Origin of the sequence: Marinococcus halophilus (assembly GCF_900166605.1) — a bacterium.
Taxonomy (GTDB): domain Bacteria; phylum Bacillota; class Bacilli; order Bacillales; family Marinococcaceae; genus Marinococcus; species Marinococcus halophilus.
Genome location: NZ_FVZD01000006.1, coordinates 923,593 through 946,224, shown reverse-complemented (window position 1 = coordinate 946,224; position 22,632 = coordinate 923,593). Strand labels below are relative to the sequence as shown.

Genomic DNA, 22,632 nt, shown 5'->3' with positions numbered 1-22,632 from the left:
CTTTTTCCATCATATGCGCCGCAGCAGTGTATGTCCACTTATACGCCTAAAGAATCTGATTATTCCCATTATGATTTTATCTTTTTTTCATGTTTGTGGGAAGAAGGAAACGGTTATAGCAGGAGAGGAACGTTTTTGTACGGTAACTACTATTGATTTGGAAGCAGAAAGGATGAATGTCACGATGAATATTATTATCAGTAAACCTAATGAGGAAATTGAAGTCCGCGAAGTAGAGGGACAAAATGATATCTACAGTATCATGGGCAACGATGCCATCATGCTCGAAATGATTCCGGAGCTTGATATTTACGCTCTTGCGAACGAAGATCAGTACGAAGAAGCAGATTATAAAGTAGAATCCAAGCAGTTCGGGGATCTTACGAATAAATACTCCCTGACCGGAACGTCCGTTATATTGACGTTGGATGCTGCCGGCAATTACGCTGAATTAAACGACGAGCAGATTGAAGCCGTCCGCCAGCTGCAGGAAGTCCGCGGCGGTAATTTAAACAGCTAATTATTTCCCAGCTAAATATTAATAAAAAAGAGAGGCTTACGAGCCTCTCTTTAGTTCTACATATACATAGCTGTCTTTTATATAAGCAGAAAACTCTTTTAGTTTACCTCTTACCGGCGCAAGCGGTCTACCGCTTTCCCGGAGATTATATTCCCTGCCATGCCATGGGCACCGGACAATGTCACCTTCGTGTTCAAAGGAATATTCGCCGGGTGCAGTGCTCATAGGCGCCCCGTCAATTTTTCCCTTCGACATGCAGGCACCCTGATGGGGGCACCGGTCGATAAATGCCCTGATTTCCCCTTCCGACGTCCGGCAGACAAAAACCGGGATATTATCCACGCTCCCCGGAATCATCTCCTGCTTTTCCAATTCCTCTTCTCTGCAGATAACGGCTGCCATCAGATGTCACCCCGTGCTGGCAGTTTTGGATAGAATGTTCTGGCGTTTTCACCGTAGATCCGCTCAAGCACATCGTCTTCAAGTCCTTTGGGCACGGCTTCGTCCGGAGAGTCATAATCCCAGTGCGGATAGTCCGTACTAAAACAGATGATTTCATCAGTTCCCATCTGCTCTACTAAGAGATTCCATTCCTTTCTGCTCATTTCTTCAAGCGGCTGGGTCGTAAACGCCATCCGGCTTTTAATAGTATCACTCGGCATCTTAGTTACCCACGGCACTTCATGGCGAAGATCCTTAAACTGCTGATCAAGTTTCTTCATTAGAAATGGTACGTATGTGAATCCGCCCTCAATCATCATCAGCTTGAGCTTTGGATATTTTTCAAATACCCCGTTGAAGATCATGCTTGTAATCTGGGCCATATGGGAGGTGGCGATCAGGGAATGCCATTCAATAAAGTATCTCGGCCATTTCCCGAGCGGAGCCGGCGGTTCATTGTGATGCATGCCGATCATCAGGTCATGGCGTTCAGCAGCTTCAAATATCGGATGATAGTACGGATCTCCCCATGCAATATCATCAATAGGCAAAAGCACCTGAATCATTTTCGGGTGAGAGCCGACACGTTCAATTTCTTTCACCGCGTTCGCTACTTCCTGGGCGGCAATGTGAACGGAGCCGTACAGGCGGCTGTCTTTATCCAGCCATTCGTGAATCTGCCAGTCATTATAGGCGCTGGCAAGAGCTGTGGCCATCTCGTACCATCCGTGCATGGAGGAAGGGGAGGGATCGAGCGCTCCAGTTAGAATACCAAATTCGTGATTGTTAGCGTCAAGCAGCTGCTCCTGCATAAATGGAAGGCTTGTGCCCGCCGGTTTTCCGTCCGGCGTTTTTGCGTCGGCCCGGTCCACACCGGCTACGGCTGGCTGGGTAAACGGCATATGTTTTTCCTGCTGCCAGTTGCAATCTTCAATATACCTTCTCCACGGCTGCTCTAAGTAGGGAAATAAATCTTCATACATTACCCGTTCATGGATATCAGTATCGATCAGTCTGTACATTTTCGTTTGGTTAGTTTTGGCTTCGTTGTTTAAAGTCTGCATAAATCAGCATCCTTCCTTTCATCTACTCCCTAACCGTATCAACTCGGCCCTGGAATAAACAAAGCGCTCTAGAAGGCGTCCAGCTCTATAAGCTGTGCCAGTGTATGCCAGTGAGCATCAGTGAACCTCAGTAGCAGTTTTTCAGTATCCCGCTATTTACTTACTAACCTATTACCTATCACTGACAGGGAGGCTGCTGATATTTATTGCAGACATTATTTTATTTAGCAGATGCTAATTTTCTTCGATATACACCAGTGTCACATACACACTCAAATTAGAGGAACTATTATTTTCAAAGCCTATTTTTTCTGCAGGGCCGCATTGAATAAGGTCTCCTTCTTTGATGGGAAAGTTTTCATCCTCTGTATAGCAGAGTCCTTCGCCGCTTGCGACTAATGCAAACGTTTGAGTGAATGGATGGTCATGCAGAGGGAGGCTCTGGCCGGGCGAGAAATTAAACACCACAGCTTTGCAGTTATTCTTTTTAAACACAATTTCTTTTGCCATTCGATCCCCGCTGAAAGGAGCTAATTGTGTAAGACTCTGGATTTTCATTTTTTTCATCCTTTCATTAATTGAACTTAAAACAGCTGCGGCAGAATCCAAATAGATATGCCGCAGCTGAATCAGTTTTATCTCTGAGGTATTAATTATTCAATCGTGCTTTCCGGACCGAAAACTTCATAATGACGGCGCTCAGCCGGCACTCCTCTGTCCTTTAAAATTTCATTAACTACCTTCATAAAAGGTATTGGGCCGCAGAAATAAAAATCTGCCTGTTCTTCAGGAAGGACAGTTTCCAGCCAATCTGCGTCTATAAATCCTTCTTTATCAAACATTCTATGCGTGCGGTCGTTCTCCGTTGGTGCGGAGTAACAGGTGTAGGCTTCAATATTTGAATACGTATCTGCGAGCTGCTCCACACGTGCTTTCATGGCATGCACCTTGCTGCTGTCAGCAGCGTGAATAAACGTCACGTTTCGTTTCGTATCTTCCTGTACAAGTGTATTCAGCATACTCATCATCGGAGTAATACCAACGCCCCCGCTGATTAACACAATTGGCATTTCCTCTGTTTCTATCACGAATTCTCCTGCCGGCGCTGCGAACAGCAGTACATCTCCCTCGTTTACATCCCGGTGCAGATAATTCGACACAATGCCGGCCGGATTTCCATTCTCAGGATCCTCCCGCTTCACGCTGATCCGGTAATAGTTTTCATTTGGAGCATCCGACAGACTGTAGTGGCGCATATGTGTATAGGGCTCACCCTCAATATCTGCCTGCAGCGTTAAATACTGTCCTGGCTGCTGCGGTATAATAGCCTCCCCGTCCTGCGGCTTTAAGTAAAACGAAGTAATGACATCGCTCTCCGGCACTTTTTCCGCTACATAAAACGGACGGTAGCCCGTCCACCCGCCCCGGGCGGCTTCCACTTCTTCGTACTTTACTGCTTCTTTTTGAATAAAAATATCAGCAAGCGCATGATACGCTTCTCCCCACGCGTCCAGAATTTCCGGGGTGGCTGCGTCTCCAAGCACTTCCTCCACCGCTTCGAGCAGTGTTTCCCCTACTAATCCATAATGTTCCGGCCTGACATCCAGGGCCCGGTGTTTTTCCGCTATGCGTTCAATAGTAGGACGAAGCTCTTTCAGACGGTCAATATTCGCTCCGGCCTGGTAGACAGAATAAGCAAGAGCTTCCGGCTGGACACCTGTTTCCTGGTTCGTCTGGTTAAACATGTTTCGCAGCTCAGGTGCTTTTTCAAAGAGCATTTCATAAAAACGGTTGCCAATAGCTGCGGCGTTAGCCTGAATAGCTGGGGCTGTTGCTTTTACTGTTTCAATCGTTTGTGGTGCAAGCATCGAATTCCTCCAGTGAAAACGTTTTTAACTTCTATAAAAAGTGTATTATAAATACATATTTTAATCTATACTTTTAGAAATACTTCATTAAACGTTCACAATCAGCTTTTATATACAAAATAACTCCGTACCCACCTGGACACGGAGTATTGAACATTTATTCAGCGCATTCAAAGCAGTATAGCCGGCCATTCTCATGAACCCCTTCTAAAAACCCGTCCCTGCAGTAAATTTCTTTGCCGCAATCACTGCATTGGCCCAGATACTCCTCCATCGTTTTCACCTCTTCTTCTTTAAGAGTCCTTCGGCTGACGATCAAGTATTTCTTTTAAGACACGGGCATGATTATATGTTTCTTCCTTTGCAGCAAATACGAGCGTCACCTGTTTGTTCTGTTCACGTACGGTCTGCTTTAACTGATCGAGAGCTTCAGCCTGTTCGGTATTTTGCTCGAGCTCCTGCTTATACTTCTCTTTAAATTCGTCAAACTTCTCCGGGTCGTGGGAAAACCATTGCCGCAGCTGCTTGGAAGGAGCAACGTCCCTGGCCCATTCATCCACTTTGGCTTTATCCTTTGCTATTCCCCGCGGCCATACGCCGTCGACTAATACCCGGCGCCCTTCTTTTTCCTCTGTTTCTTCATAAATTCTTTTCAGTTGAATCACCATTACCGCCCTCCCTATGCTTTACTTTCTTCAAACATAAAGTCTACAATCCTGTCTACGTGAACCTGCATCGTATCTAAAAAAGGAATCGAAAAATCTTTTTCAGAAAGAATCATCGGCAGTTCCGTGCAGCCAAGGATCACGGTATCGAGTTTATGTTGTTCAATCATCTCCCTGGTGATCCGTTCAAATTCCTTTTTCGTTTCAGGGTTTACGATGCCATTTTCAAGCTCGCTGACGATTTTTTCGTGTAAATACTGCTGCGTGCTTTCATCTGGCACATAGATGTTTTTCCCTTTTTCTATGAACGGTTTCTTGAAAAAATTCTGCTCCATCGTAAATTTTGTACCAAGCAGCCCAATATTTTCGGCGCCTTGATTTTCTGCTGCTTCCACTGCGGCATCCACAATGCTTAGCATCGGCACCTCGACCTGCTTTTGCACCTCTTCAAATACAAGGTGCGGCGTGTTTGCTGCAATAATGATGCCGTCGACATCCAGCAGTTCAAGCTTCCGGGCTGCATTGCCCAAATACTCAATCAGATCATCCATTCGTTCTTCCGAAATATACTTAAAAATGTTGTACATATTAATACTGTTGATGTACAATTCCGGAAGCACCTGAAGACTGTTCTCCTTTTTCTGATATTTTTTAATAATGGATTGATAATATTCTACCGTTGATTCCGGCCCAAGGCCGCCGATAATACCTATTTGTTTCACTTTTTCTCCCCCTTCACAAAAATACTAATATATATTTTCGATATATATATTTTAACATATTTTGCGTACGTTTACCGGGGTGATTGCACAAGCCGGCAGCAGCATATATAATAAGTATACTAAATATGTATTTTAAGCACGAACCTATATAAGAAAGGAATGGACATATGCGAATACTTTTGTTCTATTCCACAATGACTGGAAACACTGAAGATATGGCGATCGACACAGAAGAAGAACTTATCAGCCGCGGGCACGAAGTAGAGCTGATGGACATGATCGCCGATGGGCTTCCAAACGAAGATCCCCTTCCGCATGATCTGCTCATTATGGGCACATATACGTGGGGCGAAGGCGATATTCCTGAAGAAACAGAAGACTTTCTGGAAGACCTTTTCGCCTATGATATTTCCGGCCTTTCGATTTCCATCTTTGGCTCCGGGGATCATGCGTATGAAAACTTCGCCGGAGCTGTGGATGAAATGATCGGGCAATTCCGTGAACGCGGACATAAAGGTGATATTCCCACCATGAAAGTCGATGTGGATGAAATGGATAACATTGCTGAAGATATTAAAAGCTATGTGGACCGCATCGAAGAAAAGTTTTTAGTAAAATAACCGGCAACCCGACTAACCCCGGAGGCCCACGGCCCCTGGGGTTATTTTAATCAATTCCGCTGCCCTGCTACGACAGGGGCAGCAGAAAAACGACAGTAATAAACAGTATAAAGCCGGCAGTAAACCAGACGTCCGTTTTTTTATAATTCATTTGCACATACCTCGTTCTTTTTCTCGAGCCGTCAAACCCTTTGGATTCCATCGCCAGGGCTGTTCTTTCTGCTTTTCGTACAGCCCCTGCCATCAATGGCACCCCTGCCTCTTTCCACTCCCGCATTCTGGGCTTTGAACCCATTCCTCTAATCTGCCGGGCTCTGCGGATTACCACCAGTTCTTTTCGAAGCTGGGGAAGAAAACGGTAGGCTGCCATCATTCCATATCCAATACTCGGAGGCATATGCCATTTTTGTATCAAACTCATCACTAAACTCACTGGAGAGGTGGTGAGGACAAAAAGAAGCGACCAGGAAGCAAACACCATCGCTCTTAAGCCTAGCGAGACACCTGTTTGGATATTTTCAAGAGCCACCGGCATGTGAAATACATAAAAAAGAACCGTAGCACCCCTTTCTTCAGGAAAAACCACCTGAAGCCATACAAAGCTGAAACCAAAAAGTGCAAACGGGAGCAGGAGTATGAGCAGCAGCTTTAACGGCACTTTTCCCAGAAAGAAGATGGCAGCAATAGTTAGCACCAGCACAGCAAGTGGATGCCATATATCATAAATGAAAATCATAAAGAAAAATACAGTGAAAAGGCTGAGCAGCTTCAGCGTTGGATGTACCCGCTGTAAAAAAGCGTCCCGGGTCTGGAGCTCTTCAAGCATGGCTGCCCCCTCCTAGGCGCATAAGCTGTACCGAAGGCAGCCGGACACCGATTTTTCCTAAGTCTATGCTGCCATCAAAAAATGCTTCTACACTCCCGTCGTAGACAAGCGTTCGTTCTGCCAGCGCAAGGACCCGTGCCGCTTTTGTATAAACCAGATCCATATCATGCGTCAGCCAGAGAACCGCTTTTCCGCGTTGCCGGCACTGCTCCAGCACTTCAAACAAAGCATCAGCATTTCGCTTATCAAGCCCAAACGTCGGCTCATCCAAAATTAAAATGGACTGGTTGTTTGTCACCATTACTGCCACTGAGAGACGCCGTTTTTCCCCCTGACTGAGCCGAAACGGATGGTTTTTCCGAATATGGCCGAGCTGAAACTGAATCAACAGTTCATTTGTCTGCTGAACAATATCTTCCTCGCACCATCCTGCTATCTCCATTCCGTAGCGTATTTCTTCTTCTACGGTCGGCGTTAGAAACTGGTGCTCGGGCTGTTGAAAAACAATCCCGAAGGTTTTGGCAATTTCGTACGGCTTCAGACCGGCTATATCTTGTCCGTTAACATACACGGTACCGCTTTTAATAGGCTCCCATCCGGTAAGAACTCGTGCGAGTGTGCTTTTCCCAGCTCCATTTGCCCCTACGACGGCAGTCATTTCTCCAGGGTAAAGGGAAAAAGACACGTTTTCGAAAACCGTCTGCATACTATAGGCAGAGGCCGCCCGTTCCACCTTCAGGACAGGCGGCTTCTGAGAAGGCTCACCCCCCTGTTTCGACTGCGGCAGAGATGCATGAACCTCGGCAACAGGGTAATCCGCTGCAAACACCTCCCATTCCCGCAAAGTGACGGGAAGAGCAGCTTTGGTTGTCTCCGTCTTTCTGAGCAACTTTTTTCCCGCTTCTGCAGGTGCAGGCAGCCACACTCCTTCTGCTTCGAGTACAGCAGCGTGGGAGTAAAATATACGGCCGGGGCTTCCATCCGCTGTCACCTGACCATTGCGGTTCAATACGACCGCCCTGCTCACCCACTCCATCACTTCATTTAGCTGATGCTCAATCAAAATTAATGTTTTATCAGGGGCTTCTGCAATACGGCCAAGAAGTGCGGCCACTGCTTCACGGCTTACCGGATCGAGCTGGGAGAGCGGTTCATCCAAAATCCAGATCTCCGGATTCACAGCAGCTATGCAGGACACAGCTATTTTTTGCTTCATCCCTCCGGAAAGCATGTCAATACGGGCGTCAATACAAGAAAGCATGCCTGTGAACTGCAAGGCTTCAAGCATCCGGCCTTCGATATCCTCCGCAGGTACGCGCAGGTTCTCAAGCGTAAATACAAGCTCTTCCCGCACTGTCGGCATGCAGAATTGGGTATCGGGATCCTGGAACAACAGAGCCGCCTCTCTGGCAGCCTCTGTAATGCATTTCACCGCTGGATTTTCTCCGAATACGTTCAATTCACCAGACACTTCTGCCTCTACTGAGCGCGGAAGAATTCCCTGAAGGGCCAGTGCCAACGTACTTTTACCCGAGCCGCTCGGGCCGAGCAGCAGCACGTTTTCCCCAGTACGTATTTCAGCCGAAAAACCCTCTACCGAAGGCTCAGCGTAAGGATATGCAATGGTTACATTCTCTGCATAAATCATACAGCGTTCCTCTGCTGCCCTTCCCGACGCTGGCGGCCAAGAGCAAAGCGGTCGAGAACGCCTGTTTTTACCAGGGCGTCTGTAAAGCTTTTCCCTGCCCACCCGGCTAAAAGAGCACCGCTTATAAGCATGGTTACCAGCATAAATACAACAACAGAACCTGCGTACTGACTGAATCCATAAAGAATATACTGGGTTAAAAATGCAGCAGACGTCCCTGCCATTCCGGCAAGCATTAATACCGGCAGACGAAAGATTCGGTAGAAAAACATGGCAAAAATAATTTCTGCGGCAATCCCCTGCGTGAAGCCGAGAACGAGCACTGCTCCCGCGCTCACAGACCCGGCCATAACTTCAGTGCCAGCCGCAATAAGCTCTGCCAGCAGCGCCGCTCCTGGTTTTTGAATGATATAGGCGCATATTACCGGAGCGAGGATCCAGAAGCCTGCCATCAGTCCGCCCCCAACTGGCCCGAGGACGCCCGTAACAATTTGTCCGAGCAGTACCCAAAGAAGATAAAGGACACCAAGAACAGCTGAAATAAATGAGATAACGACGATATCCCTGAGGTTTAAGCGTTTGTTTATCATTAAGCTTTTTTTCCGTCTGTTAATGTTCTGGCAAAGGGCCAGTCTTTTGCATGATACGCGTCCTCAAAAAACATATACTCGAGCTGGCACCCTTCCATAAATAACGTCCGCCAACGCTGCTTTTCTTCTTCTGTAGCTGTTTCTGCCAGTTCATCAAGGCGGTCAATATATTTGTACATTTCCCGCTCTTCACGGTCTCCGTAGAAACGAATCCAGTCGTTAAACGGATGGTCCTCGTTCGGATTCACTTCTTTCATCAGCCTTTCACCCACATACAAATACACCCACGGGCAGGCGAGCGTTACCGCAATCACATCGCCAAGTGTGCCCTTTTCAGCATGGTGCAGCATATGAAGCACATAATGCTGGGAAGCCGGGGCAAGCGCGTAGCCCTGCAATTCTTCATAAGCCACTCCCGCCTGCGCACATAAATTATGGTGCGGGTGCGTTTCACTGTTTAACACAAAATCAATGGTATCTTTAAACATGATCATGTCTTCTCTGGACGTGCATTTTGTTATCCCAATTGCTTTTGTCTTGATCATGGCATTTAAGTATTCAAAATCCTGCTTCACGTAATGGATAAGAGCTTCTTTTGGGACATCACCTTTCCCGATGCCCTGCACAAATGGATTTTCCCAGCAGGCTTCAAAAATGTGCTCTGTGTCCTGCCATAAAAGCTCTGAAAATTTCATTGTTACTTCCTCCTTTAAATTAGGAGGGAACCACTACGGGCAGTAAAGACCAATGGAGCAAAAAAAGCCACTCCATTGGTGGAGTGGCTTCGAATAAACGTCCGCTATTATAAAGCTGCTGCTTCTGATATAGACGTATTCTACCGTCTCCACTTTCCTACGCTGGCCTTAACCAGATCAGGTTCAAAGGGATTAAGGATAGTCCTTATCTCAGCCGTTACCGGCACCCCTAGCGGATTCCCTATTAAGTTGTCTACACTGTATCACATTATTTCAGAAAGTCAAAGCCCCATTTTGCCTTTACAAAATATGACGTTAACGTTAAGGTTATATCATGAAACTTAACAGGAGGGTGATGCATGCTGTACAAAATTGAAGAAGCCGCTCAAACCACAGGCTTAACGAAACGTGCAATACGTTATTATGAACAAATTGGTCTTATATCAGCACCAGAGCGTACAGAAAAAGGAACCAGAGTGTACGATGACCAGGATATTGAACGTCTGCAGAATGTAGTAACCGCAAAGGAGGTTCTTGGGTTTTCTCTTCAGGAGCTGCAGCAGTATCTCGATTTGAAAGAGCAGGTAAAAACAGTCTATAGCCACTACCAGTCGGTACAGGAAACGACGATGCAGCACGAGGATTTGAAACAAATTTCTGATAGCCTTCAGGCCCAGATTGATATGCTCGACCAAAAAATCAACCAGATGACAACGTTTAAAACGGAAATGGAAAATCTGAAAAACCAAGCTGACAACGTATTATCTTCATTCAATAAGGAGAAGTGACTGCTTTATGAATATTCAAACCAGGGCACGGTGGATTACGATCTTCGCCACATTTTTAGCTTTTATGGGTATCGGCGTCGTGGACCCCGTCCTTCCTTCCATCGCGGCTTCTATCGGTGCTTCTCACTGGCAGGTGGAGCTGCTTTTTACGTCCTATATTTTAGTGATGGCCTGCATGATGATTCCTGCCGGGATCCTTTCGAGCCGGTTTGGTGATAAACGGCTGATGAGCGCCGGGCTTTTGATCGTTACAGCCTTCGCCCTGCTTTGCAGTGTGGCGGGAGGCATTACTGAACTGGCCCTTTTTCGCGGCGGCTGGGGGCTTGGCAACGCTATGTTTTTCGCCACTGCTATGACCCTGTTAATCGCTCTCTCGAGGAGCGTGGAAACAGCGGTAGGTATGTATGAGGCGGCAATTGGCCTGGGCCTCGCCGGCGGTCCGCTTGTAGGCGGCCTTCTCGGGGATCTATCCTGGCGTGCTCCTTTTTTTGGTACAAGTCTTTTAATGCTTATCGCTTTTATTTTAGTTATCTTTTTCGTCCATCCGCCCGCTCCTAAAAAAGCTAAAGCTACGGCTGGATGGCAGGAGCTTCGTCATCTTTTTACACACGGGCCGTTCATTAAGGGTGCGCTTGCCGGCATGTTTTATTATTATGGTTTTTTTGTCGTGCTTGCTTACTCCCCTTTAATTTTATCTTTAACTTCTATTCAAATCGGTCTCGTCTTTTTTGGATGGGGATTATGCCTGGCCTTCGGCTCGGCTGTTTTATCGAGAAGGCTTGAGAGGCGGTTTACTCCTGTGAAATTACTGCCGTTCACCCTCTCTGCTTTTATTTTAACGCTTTTAGGATTGTTTTTTGCGTCCTCCTCAGTATTAATGATTATGTTCATCGTACTTTCAGGATTATTTTCCGGCCTGAATAATTCTTTATTTACCAGCCATGTAATGGAGCATTCGCCTTACGAGCGCAGTATTTCTTCTGGAGCATATAATTTCCTTCGCTGGCTTGGCGCTGCTTTTGCACCGGTCATGTCGGGATTAATCGGTAATTCATTATCAGCCCATCTTCCATACCTGGTCGCCGGTGTTCTTGGCGCAGCAGCTTTATTGTTTATTGGATGGAGCAGAACAGATCTGCAAACCGAACAGACCGAAGCTCCAAAAGCATAAAAAAATCCCTGCAGATATTTCTGCAGGGATTTTTTTATGCCCGGTTGGCTACAGTCGTTGTTTCCTGATAAAAGCGTTCAAATTCGGCTACGACATTATCGAGAAAATCAATTGTGCCCTGGTCCGTTAAGTTTCCGTTTTCGTCCATTTTTTCATGCACAGCTCCAATAAGCACTTCATTTCCGGGAAGTACTTTTGCACTCATGCCCGGAGCGCTCAAAATCTGGCGCAGATGCATCTGCGCTTTCACGGTGCCCAGGCCGCCAAGAGAAGCTCCCACCAGCATGGTTGGTTTGCCGGCAAAGTCGTAATCGACCCGGGAATTCCAATCCAGAGCATTTTTAAGCACGCCGGAAATTGAACCATTGTATTCCGGAGTTGCAATAAGTACGGCGTCCGCTTCACGTACAGAACGCTTGTACTCCTGCACATAGTCCGGAGCATTGCTTTCCTCGTCCTGATCATAGTGCGGAAGATCGCGGATATCTAAAATATCAATATCCATGATGTCGCCGTAACGGTCCTGCATGTACTCCACTAATTTTCCGTTAAAGGATTCCTGACGGATACTTCCTACAATAGCTGCTACTTTCATTTGATCTTTCATCCTTTCGTGTTGAACTTCATTTATATATCATACACACACGTTACCGGCTGTTTCAAGTTATCTGCTTACTTTTTGTAAGTGCCTGATGCAGAGCTGTATCCTTTTCCTGTACACGCGTGTGCCAGTATTCTCTGTCCCAGTCGGCAAGCTGTTCATCTTCGACAGCCCGCTCCATATAAAAGGAAAATGATTCCACTTCTTTTAACACAGACGAATCTCCCGTTTTCACGAGCATCGTCAGTGCTTCCATGCAGGCTGCCATCACCGAGATATCTTCCCGGCCGTACAGTCTGATCTGGTAAAAGCTTTTGTATAAATACTCTCTAAAGGGCTTTACAGGCATAAACAACCTCAGTTCATCCTGCTTGTCGACAAAGTACTGATCATTTCTGTGTTCATGACTGAGTTCGGAGAGCAGTGCCCCAATACGGTTTATACAATTGGCTGCTGTATGTGGATCATTAATCGCCGGAGAAATGGCCCGCAGCGCTATCTCTACAATTTTCTGCATGGAGAATTCAATATCCTGAACATTGCTTCTCTCTTCTCCTACTAATACAAAACCTCTTAATATTTTTGGGGATAAACTTTGCTTTGACCAGTAGCGAAATAATGGCTCGCCCTGATGAACATAAGCTCCTACCTGAAACAAGCATTCGACGACGGCTTCCTCCTGCCTGGCCCAGGCAATCAGTTCAGGCATCTTCACCATATTGGTGTATCCCGACCGTTCAGCATGAACGATTGTTTCTTCATCGTTCCGGAAATTGCCGTTCCATTCGCTGAAGCTGTTTACTCCAGAATATGTATATGCATCCTGGATCACCCTCGAGGCATCGGACCGTATGTGGCTGATCAGATGATTGACCTGCAGCCACTGGGTGGAGTGATAAATAAAGATTATAAAAAAGGCCAGACAGCCAAGCGCCACAAAAACTGTCAGCATAGGCATCAAAATTTGGTTATTACCTTCGCTTGAAAAAAGCAGCATGTTTACCAGGGTGAACAATACCCCAAATGTAAACACCCCGAGCGTATGCTGTGTCGTCGGGCTTTTCATAAAATCCTGCAGGGCTCTTGGCGTGAACTGTGTAGCGTACGTTGTCAAAACAACCATAATCGAAGAAAAACTGATAGTGGTCAGCGTCAATAATGCAGTAACCAACGCGCTGTACAGGGAAGTAGCGGTGTTATTTTCTACGAGCAGCATAGAAGGCACATTGTTGTACACAGGCCGCAGCAGCTGCTGGTCCATAATAGAAGTACCTATTACTATAATTAAACTAAGAATGCCGTAGCAGCCTGGAACGAACCAAAACTTGTCCCTGACCTTTACATACCATTTCTGCTGCTTCATGATTTTCCTCCATTTCTATCGTGCAATTCCGCAATTATAAAGGAAATCACCAAACAATGCATTTCTTGTATGAATGTTTTACAATGGTATTTGATACTGAATAAAAGGAGACAGACGATGGTAACGTTGAAGACAGAACGAGAAATTGAGCTTATGCACGAAGCTGGGAAGATTCTTGCCGCCTGCCATAAAGAAATCGCCAAAATGGTCAAACCAGGCGTCACCACAAAACAAATTGACGATTTTGTCGAAAAATTTCTGGCAGAGCGCGGTGCCACTCCTGAACAAAAAGGCTTTCAAGGATACAAATACGCAACCTGTGCCTCCATAAATGATGAAATCTGTCACGGCTTTCCAAGAGCCCGTCCTCTTGAAAATGGTGATCTCGTTACAATTGATATGGTAGTGAATTTAAACGGGGCTCTGGCGGATTCTGCCTGGACCTATGCCGTTGGTGACGTAAGCAGTGAACTCGAACGGCTGATGGAGGTTACAGAATCATCTTTATATAAAGGTATTGAACAGGCCAAAGCGGGCAACCGCATCGGTGACATTGGCCACGCCATTCAAACATACGTGGAAAACGAAGGTTTTTCGGTGGTACGCGACTTCACCGGACACGGCATTGGGCCTACCCTTCACGAGGATCCACAGATTCCTCATTTCGGTGCTCCAGGCAAAGGCGGACGCTTAAAGCCCGGCCACGTTATTACGATCGAGCCGATGGTCAACACCGGAGACTGGCAAAGCAAAATGACATCCAATGGATGGACCGCCACCACCCGGGACGGAGGTCATTCTGCCCAGTACGAGCACACAATTGCGATCACAAAAGAAGGCCCGGTTATTTTAACGAGCCAGGAGAGCCTGTAAGCGTCAAAAAGCGCGGCCCCATTGGGTCCGCGCTTTTCACTACCTATAAATTTTCAATCTTATTGTCTTCGTAGTCCTTCTGGCGTGCTGCTTCGACCTGCATGATGTTTTCAATCGTGCGAACCGATTCTTCTACGCTCATGCTGTGGGCTTGCTGCATCCCTTTGTCGATCATTTCATTTGTGTTCAGTTGACTGTTTGTCAAAACAATAATGCCTCCTTTGAGTATGTTTACATAATAATACATTCTTCGATATATTTCAACCGAAAATTTTATTTTTTCTGATAAATGAAAATAATAAATAAACAAAAGAAGCCGGCTGGACTATTCCAACCGGCTCTCTCTTGTTATCAATCCGGAATACCTAAAGCGATTTTGGCGTAACGGGACATTTTATCTTTACTCCAAGGTGGATTCCAAACAATGTCCACGTCTACTTCGCTGATTTCTCCGTATTCCTTTAAATCATTCAAGGCGAAATTAATATCATTAACAATCGTTCCTGCAAGCGGGCAACCCATTGCGGTTAAAGTCATTTCAATATTCGCCTGTCTGTTATCATCAATTGTTACTGTATACACAAGCCCCAAATTTACGATATCAACACCGAGCTCTGGATCAATAACATTTTCCAGTTCAGCCCAAACTCGTTCTTCCAGTTCTTTTTTTTCTTCTGTCTCTGCCATGGAAGCTTCACCTCCTACTTTCTGTATTCACCTTATCAAAAATTAACGTCCCCCGAAACCAATATGCTTGAATTTCATGAGAAGAATTAATAGCATGAAGTGGTTATACATAATTCCTGAAGGGGTAAGTATAAAAAGCGCAAGCAAAGTTCTTGAATCTGCCTGCCGAAAAATATACAATATGAATCGCTATAAGAAAGGAATGAGGAGGGCGTTGATGCTTTTTTGGCTTAGTATTACCATAGTTGTTATTGTTCTCGTTATGATACCGGCATTTAAACGCTGGATGCCTGTTTTCCGCGTTCCTTGTTCATCCCTTCCTCAAAGTCAGGACACCGGGGCCCATATTTTGGATGTACGCGAATACCAGGAATCAGACCGCAATCCGGTGAACGGGGCGTTCGCTCTTCCGTATCCGCATTTAAAAAGGCATTTGCAGACCGTTCCGAAAAAAGAAGTGTTTCTCATTGCTCCAGATAAAGTTTCACGCAATCTAAGCACCCGGCTGCTGTTAAAAAATGGTTTCACCGTTACCGGCTACGCCGTAGTGCGCAGAGGCGAGCAGGGCTATCCCCCTGTAAAACTTCCATGCAGTGGTTCGTAATATTTACATAAAGCAGGCAGCCGTTCATCCGGCTGCCTGCTTTATTTTTTTGAAGCCTTTTCTCTCCTTGCATTAAAAACAACGGCCCGGGCTTAATTGCCCGGGCCGTTGTTTTTTCTTTAATTGTTATATTTTCTTAGGAAAAACCGTTTAATGGGCCTGTTCCAACAAGCGTTACTACATCTTCATTGGCCACTCCGGCATTATCCAGAGCTTCCACTGATACAAGGCCGTACATACTGCCTTTATCGGTTTCAAACGTTAAATGCTTTTTTTCATTATTTTTTAAAGCATCTGTAAAGAAACGCTGATTATCTACTCCGTACAGCTTCACTTCCCAGTCCTCTCCATTATCATCACGGACTTCCAACTCACCGTCTGTATAACGGAGCTGTTCCTTATCTTCTGTAAAAACTTCATCTACTTTTATTGTTTTCATTGCCTAGTCCTCCTTCATCCGATTACGTCTACCTATACGAATGCCCGAATCTTTTCTCCATAAAACCTCTTATTTCAAATTTCTTGGGTAAATTATTTTTCCTCTTTTTCTGAAATTTTCACAATTTTTACAAAACATGTACCAAATTTATTATTTTTATAGTAAACTTTTCTCACAAACTGTTCACATCTTTATAACATCTTATGTACAGTTGCACTATGGAAGGGAGTTGTTACATATGTCAGGATTTATGAACAGCGTTGAGGAATTACTTACCACTATCAGTGGCATTGTGTGGGGGCCTCCATTTTTAATTCTTATTTTGGGAACAGGTATCTTTTTAACGATTCGTTTAGGGTTTTTGCAATTTTCTACTCTTCCTTACGCATTAAAGCTCGCCTTTTCAAAACAGGACAAAAAATCAGATGGGGATATTTCCCACTTTCAGTCGCTGATGACCGCACTAGCCGCTACGGTCGGAACGGGTAATATTGCCGGGGTCGCTACAGCCGTAGTAATTGGCGGCCCCGGGGCGGTTTTCTGGATGTGGATCAGTGCCCTATTCGGAATGGCCACAAAATACGGTGAAGCCATTCTCGCTGTTAAATACCGTGTCCAGGATGAACGGGGGCGCATGGCCGGCGGGCCCATGTACTACATAGAAAAAGGACTTGGATGGAAATGGCTGGCGGTTTTGTTTGCCGTGTTTGCTGCGATTGCCGCCTTTGGGATCGGAAATACTGTCCAGTCCAACTCTGTGGCAGACGTTCTGGACTCCAACTGGAACGTGCCTACCTGGATTACCGGTATTATACTCAGTATTTTAACCGGAGTGGTTATTCTTGGCGGCATTAAGTCCATCGGCCGGGTCGTTTCATTTATTGTGCCGGTTATGGCTGTCTTTTATGTTGTCGGCGGGCTGATTGTCATTTTAGGTAACATAGATCTCGTCCCTGCCGCAGTCGGCTCCATTGTTTCCGACGCATTCACCGGACAGGCTGCTGCCGGCGGGGCTGTCGGGGTTGTTATCCAGTACGGAGTGGCCCGCGGGGTTTTCTCCAATGAGGCAGGCCTTGGGTCCGCACCAATTGCAGCAGCTGCAGCCCGTACTGACTATCCCGGGCGGCAGGCGCTTGTCTCTATGACTCAGGTTTTCATTGATACAATTATTATCTGTTCCATTACCGGTATTTCTCTTGTGATGGGCCAGAACTTTGTAAGCAGTGAGTTAGACGGCGCTCCACTGACTGCCGCCACGTTCGAGTACTTTTTAGGACCGGCCGGCAGCATTATCGTTTCTGTAGGACTCATTTTCTTCGCCTATTCTACTATTCTGGGCTGGTCCTATTACGGAGAACGGTGTATTTATTACCTTTTCAAAACGTACAAGGCTGTGTTTGCCTATCGTGTCATTTTTGTTATCGCTGTGTTTTTTGGCGCTGTGGTCCAGTTCGGAATTGTCTGGTCGCTTGCAGACACAATGAACGGCCTGATGGCCGCGCCAAACCTGATCGCCCTCTTAGGGCTCTCTGGCGTTATCACCGCGGAAACGGTTCGCTTCCGTAAACGAATGAAGGAAGAAAAGAACGGTACAGCTACCTGGAACAAGTAATAGCAAAACGAAAGCACCTCACTGAGCCTGTAATGGGCCCGTGAGGTGCTTTTTCACGTTTCGGGCACTTCATGGGTGAGCGGCTCCCCTTTGAGTCCCTGCAAAATATGGTCTGCGGTTATATCTGCCATTTGCCGGCGCGTTTTTTCGCTGGCACTGCCGATATGCGGGAGCACCACAACATTGGAAAGGCTGACAAGTGGATGGTCTGCCCCAATAGGCTCGTTCTCAAATACGTCCAGGCCGGCGCCAAAAATTTCTCCTTCCCGGAGCGCATCTATCAGTGCCGGCTCATCCACCGTTGCTCCTCTCGAGGAATTGATAAAAACCGCCGTTTTTTTCATTTTGCGAAAGGCCTCCGCATCTATCAGTTTTTCTGTCTCTGGCGTCGCCGGAGCAAGCACGCAGACAAAATCGGCCTGCCCAAGGAGCTCGTCAAGCTCTGTATAAACTGCACCAACCCGTTCTTCTGCCTCACGCTTTCTCGAACGGTTATGATAAAGAATATTCATATCAAACCCAGCAGCCCGTTTCGCCACCGCTTCTCCGATACGACCCATGCCGATAATTCCAAGCGTTGCCCCGTAAATATCCTGTCCTGTAAATGCAAAGGGTGCCCAGGAACCCCATTCGTTATTCCGGATCGTATCCATTGCTTCCGGCAGCCTGCGTGCTGCGGCCATCAGTAAAGCAAAGGTTAAATCCGCTGTCGTTTCTGTCAGCACGCCGGGAGTATGGCCCACTTTAATTTTATTCTCTCTTGCAGCCTCAAGATCAATGTTATTATATCCCACTGCCATCGTTGCTATTACTTTTAACCGCGGCGCCTGTTCAATTACATTTCTCGTAACTGCTTCCGAGACGGTACAAAACAACCCGTCTGCTTCTTCTGTCCTCCGGATTAATTCTTCTTCTGGCACTGCTTCGTTTTTATTCCATACATCTACCGTGGCTTCCTGTTCCAGCTTTTCAATTAGCCAGTGCGGCATCGGTCTTGCAATAAAGATATGTGGTTTGTCCACTGTTATCCTCTCCTTTGAAACATTATAGTATGCCACTCATTTGTCTGCTTACGCCATTCAATTTCATAATTTTTATTCTGGAAGGCTTTTTCGACCCGTTCAACGGACCAGTCAACCAATCCTGATACGACAATCGTTAAAGGAAGGTCTTGTATAGATTCAGCTCGTTCGAGCCAGTGTACTGTAGTGTCAGCCCCGATATTAATGACGGCTAAGTCATACGCCTCGTACGGAAAGACTGTGCCAACTACATCCTGTTCATACACTGCAATTCGGTTTTCTACATCGTTTAATGCTGCCTGCTGTTCAATCTCCCGCGTTACCGGTTCCGTGTCATAAGCTGCTACCTGCACCCCTTTTTTTGCCAGGGCAACTGACAATATTCCGCTTCCAGCACCGATATCTGCCGCTCTCCTTCCCTCTGCCTGAGTGACAATCCATTCGAGAGCATCTCTCGTGGTTTCGTGAATTCCTGTACCGAATGCTCCCTGGGGATCAAGCCGAAGCTCCTTTTTCAGCTGTGTTTCCTGGAACGGAGGGTACACAACCTCCCATCCTTCCGCGAGTGCAATGTTTTCATAGGAGGCCTCTTTCCATTCCGGCGGCTGCCACACATGTATATCACATGCGTTGACTCCAAGCATCCGGCCCAGCTCTTCTTTCGGGACATTTTCCGTGTAAACATACAACCTGCTTTTTTCCCCGCTGCTGAATTCGTATGTATACCCGTCTTCATCCTTCATTGTCTGTATTGCTTCATCAATATAAAATGTATAAATATCATACTCATAGAGCCGCAGGCTCCATGCTTCATTATCCCCAGCCGGGACTTTGATTGAGTACCACATGCCAGCTGCCTCCTTTTCGTAAAATTTATAGCAAAACGATCGTCCATGCAACATTCATTTTTTCGTGATCAGGTTCTCTTTGCCGGCATAGACGAGGAAATTAGTATTTCTCCTTTGAAAAGCCTTTCTTTTTTTAAAAATGTTCTTTAATCTAGAGGAAGAGTGCTTACTCTATTTACCTTATTGATACTAGTAGGAGGTCGACCTATCGATGGACTATCGCGTAGAAAAAGATACACTTGGAGACATGCATGTACCGAAGGACAAGCATTGGGGCGCCCAGACCCAGCGCAGCCTTGAAAACTTTAAAATCGGCCAGGAAACTATGCCGATCGATGTAGTATACGCATTCGCTATTTTAAAGCGCTCCGCGGCTCTCGCAAACAAACGCCTGGATAAGCTTGAAGCAGAAAAGGCCGACGCGATCGTTGAAGCCTGCGACGAAGTACTTTCCGGAAAACTCGACGACCACTTTCCACTCGTTGTCTGGCAAACCGGAAGTGGCACTCAATCTAATATGAATATGAACGAAGTGGTGGCCCGCCGCGCTTCCCAGCTGCTCGAAGAAAAAGGATCTTCTGAGAGCGTGCATCCAAACGACGATGTCAACCGTTCCCAGAGCTCAAATGACACTTTTCCAACAGCGATGCACGTAGCCGCTGTGCAAAAAGTGGAGGATCAGCTTCTTCCTGCCGTGGAAACGCTTCGTGCGACCCTTGAGAACAAAATGAACGCGTTTGAGGATGTCATTAAAATCGGCCGCACGCATCTCCAGGATGCCACTCCGCTTACTCTCGGCCAGGAGGTCAGTGGCTGGCACCGGATGCTTGAGCGTTCTGCTGAAATGATTACAGAAAGCATTGATCACGTAAAGGACCTGGCAATCGGCGGCACTGCTGTCGGTACAGGGATCAACGCCCATCCGAGATTCGGGGAATACGTAGCTGAAGAAATCAGTTCCTATACCGGGAAGGAGTTCCGTTCCGCCCCAAACAAATTTCACGCCCTCACCAGCCATGACGAAATTTCTTACGCACACGGGGCATTAAAAGCGCTGGCTGCTGATGCCATGAAGATTGCAAACGATGTGCGCTGGCTTGCAAGCGGCCCCCGCTGCGGAATCGGAGAAATTTCCATCCCCGCAAACGAGCCAGGAAGCTCTATCATGCCAGGGAAGGTAAATCCAACCCAGAGCGAAGCATTGACTATGGTTGCAGCACAGGTAATGGGCAACGATGCTACAATCGGCTTTGCAGCCAGTCAGGGCAATTTTGAACTAAACGTGTTTAAACCGGTTATTGTTTACAATTTCCTGCAGTCCAGCTACCTGCTCGCTGATGCGCTCGTTTCCTTTAACGACAAATGTGCGGTCGGCATTGAAGAAAACCAGGAACGTATCGATGCGCATCTGCGAAATTCCCTGATGCTTGTCACAGCGCTGAATCCGCACATCGGGTACGAAAACGCAGCTAAAATTGCTAAATCAGCCCACGCTAATGGGCAAACACTGAAGGAAGCCGTGCTTGAAAGCGGTATGCTAAATGAGGAAGAGTTTGAATTAATTGTAGATCCGGCCAAAATGGTTTCCCCGAGTGAATAAACAATGATAAAACAATAACCTCCCAGGCTTTGATTGGCCTGGGAGGTTATTCTTATTCATCCGTACGTTTTCCTTCTTCGTAATGATACAACGGCAGCCAGTGACTAAAATAATAGGCAGTGTAAACACCAAGCACGGCCATAACAAGCCATATCCACGCATGCAGACTGAACGAGGCAATACCGCTGAAATATGCCCCAATGTTGGCGCCAAATGAAATACTGGCGCCATATCCCATCAGTGCCCCGCCAACCAGAGCAATCAAAGCCACACGCGGAGCAATTCTGGAGAAACGAATCTGGCGGTTCATTGCCAGGGTTACTACGGTACCGAGGACCACACCAAAATTAATGATGCTCATGGAATCCATCATTACTGGCTGATGAAGAGCGACAAACTGATCCTGTTCAAACCAGTATTTCCAGTCGCTAACATCCATTCCAAGAACCGTCGCTATCTTTGAGCCCCATAGAGTAAAGGAGGCTGTCAGCTTCCACGGTTCCCCCTGAACGAGAAAGATGAGCGCGTTTAATACTGCCAGAATAACAGCACCCACCCACAGCGGCCAGGATCCAAAGATTATCCGGCTCCAGCTTGCAGCTGAAGGAAGTGGTGGAAGAGCCGGGGGTCTCGTTCGTTTTTTATGCACATATGAGCCAAAAGCAATTAAGCTGAGAAAAACAATCTGAATCACCCAGGCCCAAATGTAACCAATTCCCGTATCCACTGCCAGAGAGACTGGTTCAAATGAAGGTAGTGACGTGTTCCAAAAGCCAAAATGGGAGGCCCCTGCCACTGTCCCCACTGTAAAACCGGCCAATGTGCAAATTAAGGCGGTTCTGCCGCCCTCTGCTTCGTAAAATGAGGAGGGGGCAAGACCACTGCCTATTTCCATACCAAAACCGAAAATGAAAGCTCCAACTACCAACCCCACGCTCACAGCGGAAAGAGCCGGTATTGGCACGGTGCCGAAGAAAGCCGGGCTGAGAATAAAAATGGCAGCTGAAAAACTGGAAACCAGGATAAGCATCAGCATATGGGCCCGGAGCATCTCCGTATTGCCTTTTTCAATAATCTGCCGGTAAACGGCCGAAAAGCCGAAGCGGGCGTGGAAAAGGGAAAATCCGAGAAAAAAACCAATCCAGAGCAGCATTACATACGACCAGCCTGATATGTGATAAGACACGAATGAAAGCGCAAGGATGACTAATAAGCATACTAGCGAAACAATATTTTGTGGATTGTTTAAAACAGATATTTCTAGCTCGGAACTTGCTTTTTTCATTTATTAATTCTCCTGACTGTAGCTGTTCTAGAGCTTTGTTCTTCTTTTCCCTCCCAGATATCATTCACACATTGACTATT

Annotated in this window: 26 protein-coding genes and 1 riboswitch; of the genes, 8 read left to right on the top strand and 18 right to left on the bottom strand. The window is 46.5% G+C overall.

What is annotated here, in order from left to right; genetic code table 11:
* Positions 1–184: 184 nt before the first annotated feature.
* A complete protein-coding gene (locus B5066_RS10890) occupies positions 185–520 on the top strand; it encodes a hypothetical protein (protein ID WP_143745426.1) in 336 nt (111 codons plus the stop codon).
* 36 nt (positions 521–556) lie between these two features.
* On the opposite strand, the gene B5066_RS10885 is transcribed toward B5066_RS10890, so the two are convergent.
* The 6 genes from B5066_RS10885 to B5066_RS10860 all read right to left on the bottom strand — a co-directional run bounded on the left by B5066_RS10885 (position 557) and on the right by B5066_RS10860 (position 5,280).
* The gene (locus tag B5066_RS10885; RefSeq protein WP_079475940.1) at positions 557–922 is read right to left on the bottom strand and encodes a Rieske (2Fe-2S) protein; all 366 of its coding nucleotides are present in this window, start codon (positions 920–922) and stop codon (positions 557–559) included.
* Positions 922–2,025 (bottom strand): amidohydrolase family protein, encoded by a 1,104-nt coding sequence (locus B5066_RS10880; RefSeq protein ID WP_244897363.1) that lies wholly within the window; start codon positions 2,023–2,025, stop codon positions 922–924. The genes B5066_RS10885 and B5066_RS10880 overlap by 1 nt, the downstream gene beginning before the upstream one ends.
* A 234-nt stretch (positions 2,026–2,259) precedes the next feature.
* On the bottom strand, positions 2,260–2,583 hold the full coding sequence (locus B5066_RS10875) for a cupin domain-containing protein (protein WP_158219177.1): 324 nt from the start codon (positions 2,581–2,583) through the stop codon (positions 2,260–2,262).
* 95 nt (positions 2,584–2,678) lie between these two features.
* Positions 2,679–3,893 carry an NO-inducible flavohemoprotein gene (hmpA, locus tag B5066_RS10870; RefSeq protein WP_079475938.1) on the bottom strand — a complete coding sequence of 405 codons (1,215 nt, stop codon included), beginning with the start codon at positions 3,891–3,893 and terminating at the stop codon, positions 2,679–2,681.
* Positions 3,894–4,186: 293 nt separating this feature from the next.
* Positions 4,187–4,561 (bottom strand): DUF488 domain-containing protein, encoded by a 375-nt coding sequence (locus B5066_RS10865; RefSeq protein WP_022794027.1) that lies wholly within the window; start codon positions 4,559–4,561, stop codon positions 4,187–4,189.
* Between the two features lie 11 nt (positions 4,562–4,572).
* Positions 4,573–5,280, bottom strand: a complete 708-nt coding sequence (locus B5066_RS10860; RefSeq protein WP_022794028.1) for an aspartate/glutamate racemase family protein — start codon at positions 5,278–5,280, stop codon at positions 4,573–4,575.
* A gap of 167 nt (positions 5,281–5,447) precedes the next feature.
* On the opposite strand from B5066_RS10860, the gene B5066_RS10855 reads away from it, so the two are divergent.
* On the top strand, positions 5,448–5,900 hold the full coding sequence (locus B5066_RS10855; protein ID WP_022794029.1) for a flavodoxin domain-containing protein: 453 nt from the start codon (positions 5,448–5,450) through the stop codon (positions 5,898–5,900).
* Positions 5,901–5,967: 67 nt separating this feature from the next.
* On the opposite strand, the gene B5066_RS10850 is transcribed toward B5066_RS10855, so the two are convergent.
* From B5066_RS10850 to tenA, 4 genes are read right to left on the bottom strand one after another with little or no spacing between them, the layout of a single operon-like run.
* On the bottom strand, positions 5,968–6,726 hold the full coding sequence (locus tag B5066_RS10850; RefSeq protein WP_079475937.1) for an energy-coupling factor transporter transmembrane component T family protein: 759 nt from the start codon (positions 6,724–6,726) through the stop codon (positions 5,968–5,970).
* Complete coding sequence (locus B5066_RS10845; protein WP_079475936.1) at positions 6,719–8,374, bottom strand: ABC transporter ATP-binding protein; 1,656 nt, start codon at positions 8,372–8,374, stop codon at positions 6,719–6,721. Before B5066_RS10845 ends, B5066_RS10850 begins: the two co-directional genes overlap by 8 nt.
* The gene (locus B5066_RS10840) at positions 8,371–8,964 is read right to left on the bottom strand and encodes an ECF transporter S component (protein ID WP_079475935.1); all 594 of its coding nucleotides are present in this window, start codon (positions 8,962–8,964) and stop codon (positions 8,371–8,373) included. Before B5066_RS10840 ends, B5066_RS10845 begins: the two co-directional genes overlap by 4 nt.
* The gene (tenA, locus tag B5066_RS10835) at positions 8,964–9,659 is read right to left on the bottom strand and encodes a thiaminase II (RefSeq protein ID WP_079475934.1); all 696 of its coding nucleotides are present in this window, start codon (positions 9,657–9,659) and stop codon (positions 8,964–8,966) included. Before tenA ends, B5066_RS10840 begins: the two co-directional genes overlap by 1 nt.
* Before the next feature lie 137 nt (positions 9,660–9,796).
* Positions 9,797–9,900, bottom strand: a riboswitch (TPP riboswitch).
* A gap of 118 nt (positions 9,901–10,018) precedes the next feature.
* On the opposite strand from tenA, the gene B5066_RS10830 reads away from it, so the two are divergent.
* Both B5066_RS10830 and B5066_RS10825 read left to right on the top strand, forming a co-directional pair.
* Positions 10,019–10,447, top strand: coding sequence for a MerR family transcriptional regulator (locus B5066_RS10830; RefSeq protein ID WP_079475933.1), 429 nt, complete (start codon positions 10,019–10,021; stop codon positions 10,445–10,447).
* Positions 10,448–10,454: 7 nt separating this feature from the next.
* Positions 10,455–11,618, top strand: coding sequence for an MFS transporter (locus B5066_RS10825; RefSeq protein ID WP_079475932.1), 1,164 nt, complete (start codon positions 10,455–10,457; stop codon positions 11,616–11,618).
* Positions 11,619–11,652: 34 nt separating this feature from the next.
* On the opposite strand, the gene B5066_RS10820 is transcribed toward B5066_RS10825, so the two are convergent.
* The gene (locus tag B5066_RS10820) at positions 11,653–12,213 is read right to left on the bottom strand and encodes an NADPH-dependent FMN reductase (protein WP_079475931.1); all 561 of its coding nucleotides are present in this window, start codon (positions 12,211–12,213) and stop codon (positions 11,653–11,655) included.
* A gap of 64 nt (positions 12,214–12,277) precedes the next feature.
* Positions 12,278–13,582 (bottom strand): DUF2254 domain-containing protein, encoded by a 1,305-nt coding sequence (locus tag B5066_RS10815; protein ID WP_022794035.1) that lies wholly within the window; start codon positions 13,580–13,582, stop codon positions 12,278–12,280.
* A gap of 117 nt (positions 13,583–13,699) precedes the next feature.
* Here B5066_RS10815 and map point away from each other — a divergent pair, with 117 nt between their 5' ends.
* Positions 13,700–14,455, top strand: a complete 756-nt coding sequence (gene map / locus B5066_RS10810; protein WP_079475930.1) for a type I methionyl aminopeptidase — start codon at positions 13,700–13,702, stop codon at positions 14,453–14,455.
* Positions 14,456–14,498: 43 nt separating this feature from the next.
* Here map and B5066_RS16760 read toward each other — a convergent pair whose 3' ends face one another.
* Together B5066_RS16760 and B5066_RS10805 are read right to left on the bottom strand one after the other, a co-directional pair.
* A complete protein-coding gene (locus tag B5066_RS16760; RefSeq protein ID WP_158219179.1) occupies positions 14,499–14,660 on the bottom strand; it encodes a YuzK family famiily protein in 162 nt (53 codons plus the stop codon).
* A gap of 146 nt (positions 14,661–14,806) precedes the next feature.
* Positions 14,807–15,142, bottom strand: coding sequence for a metal-sulfur cluster assembly factor (locus B5066_RS10805; protein ID WP_079475929.1), 336 nt, complete (start codon positions 15,140–15,142; stop codon positions 14,807–14,809).
* A 217-nt stretch (positions 15,143–15,359) separates the two neighbouring features.
* On the opposite strand from B5066_RS10805, the gene B5066_RS10800 reads away from it, so the two are divergent.
* Positions 15,360–15,746, top strand: coding sequence for a rhodanese-like domain-containing protein (locus B5066_RS10800; RefSeq protein WP_079475928.1), 387 nt, complete (start codon positions 15,360–15,362; stop codon positions 15,744–15,746).
* 136 nt (positions 15,747–15,882) lie between these two features.
* Here the strand turns inward: B5066_RS10800 and B5066_RS10795 are convergent, their stop codons facing one another.
* Positions 15,883–16,185 (bottom strand): hypothetical protein, encoded by a 303-nt coding sequence (locus B5066_RS10795; protein ID WP_079475927.1) that lies wholly within the window; start codon positions 16,183–16,185, stop codon positions 15,883–15,885.
* Positions 16,186–16,435: 250 nt separating this feature from the next.
* Between B5066_RS10795 and B5066_RS10790 the strand changes: the two genes are divergently transcribed.
* Positions 16,436–17,797 carry an alanine/glycine:cation symporter family protein gene (locus B5066_RS10790; RefSeq protein WP_079477017.1) on the top strand — a complete coding sequence of 454 codons (1,362 nt, stop codon included), beginning with the start codon at positions 16,436–16,438 and terminating at the stop codon, positions 17,795–17,797.
* 53 nt (positions 17,798–17,850) lie between these two features.
* Here B5066_RS10790 and B5066_RS10785 read toward each other — a convergent pair whose 3' ends face one another.
* On the bottom strand, positions 17,851–18,819 hold the full coding sequence (locus B5066_RS10785; protein ID WP_233133409.1) for a 2-hydroxyacid dehydrogenase: 969 nt from the start codon (positions 18,817–18,819) through the stop codon (positions 17,851–17,853).
* A gap of 2 nt (positions 18,820–18,821) precedes the next feature.
* Positions 18,822–19,667: a 50S ribosomal protein L11 methyltransferase gene (locus B5066_RS10780; protein ID WP_158219180.1), complete on the bottom strand. Its 846-nt coding sequence runs from the start codon at positions 19,665–19,667 to the stop codon at positions 18,822–18,824.
* A 211-nt stretch (positions 19,668–19,878) separates the two neighbouring features.
* Between B5066_RS10780 and fumC the strand changes: the two genes are divergently transcribed.
* Positions 19,879–21,267, top strand: coding sequence for a class II fumarate hydratase (fumC, locus tag B5066_RS10775; protein ID WP_079475925.1), 1,389 nt, complete (start codon positions 19,879–19,881; stop codon positions 21,265–21,267).
* A 52-nt stretch (positions 21,268–21,319) separates the two neighbouring features.
* Here fumC and B5066_RS10770 read toward each other — a convergent pair whose 3' ends face one another.
* Positions 21,320–22,552: a YeeE/YedE family protein gene (locus B5066_RS10770; RefSeq protein WP_079475924.1), complete on the bottom strand. Its 1,233-nt coding sequence runs from the start codon at positions 22,550–22,552 to the stop codon at positions 21,320–21,322.
* Positions 22,553–22,632 lie beyond the last annotated feature (80 nt).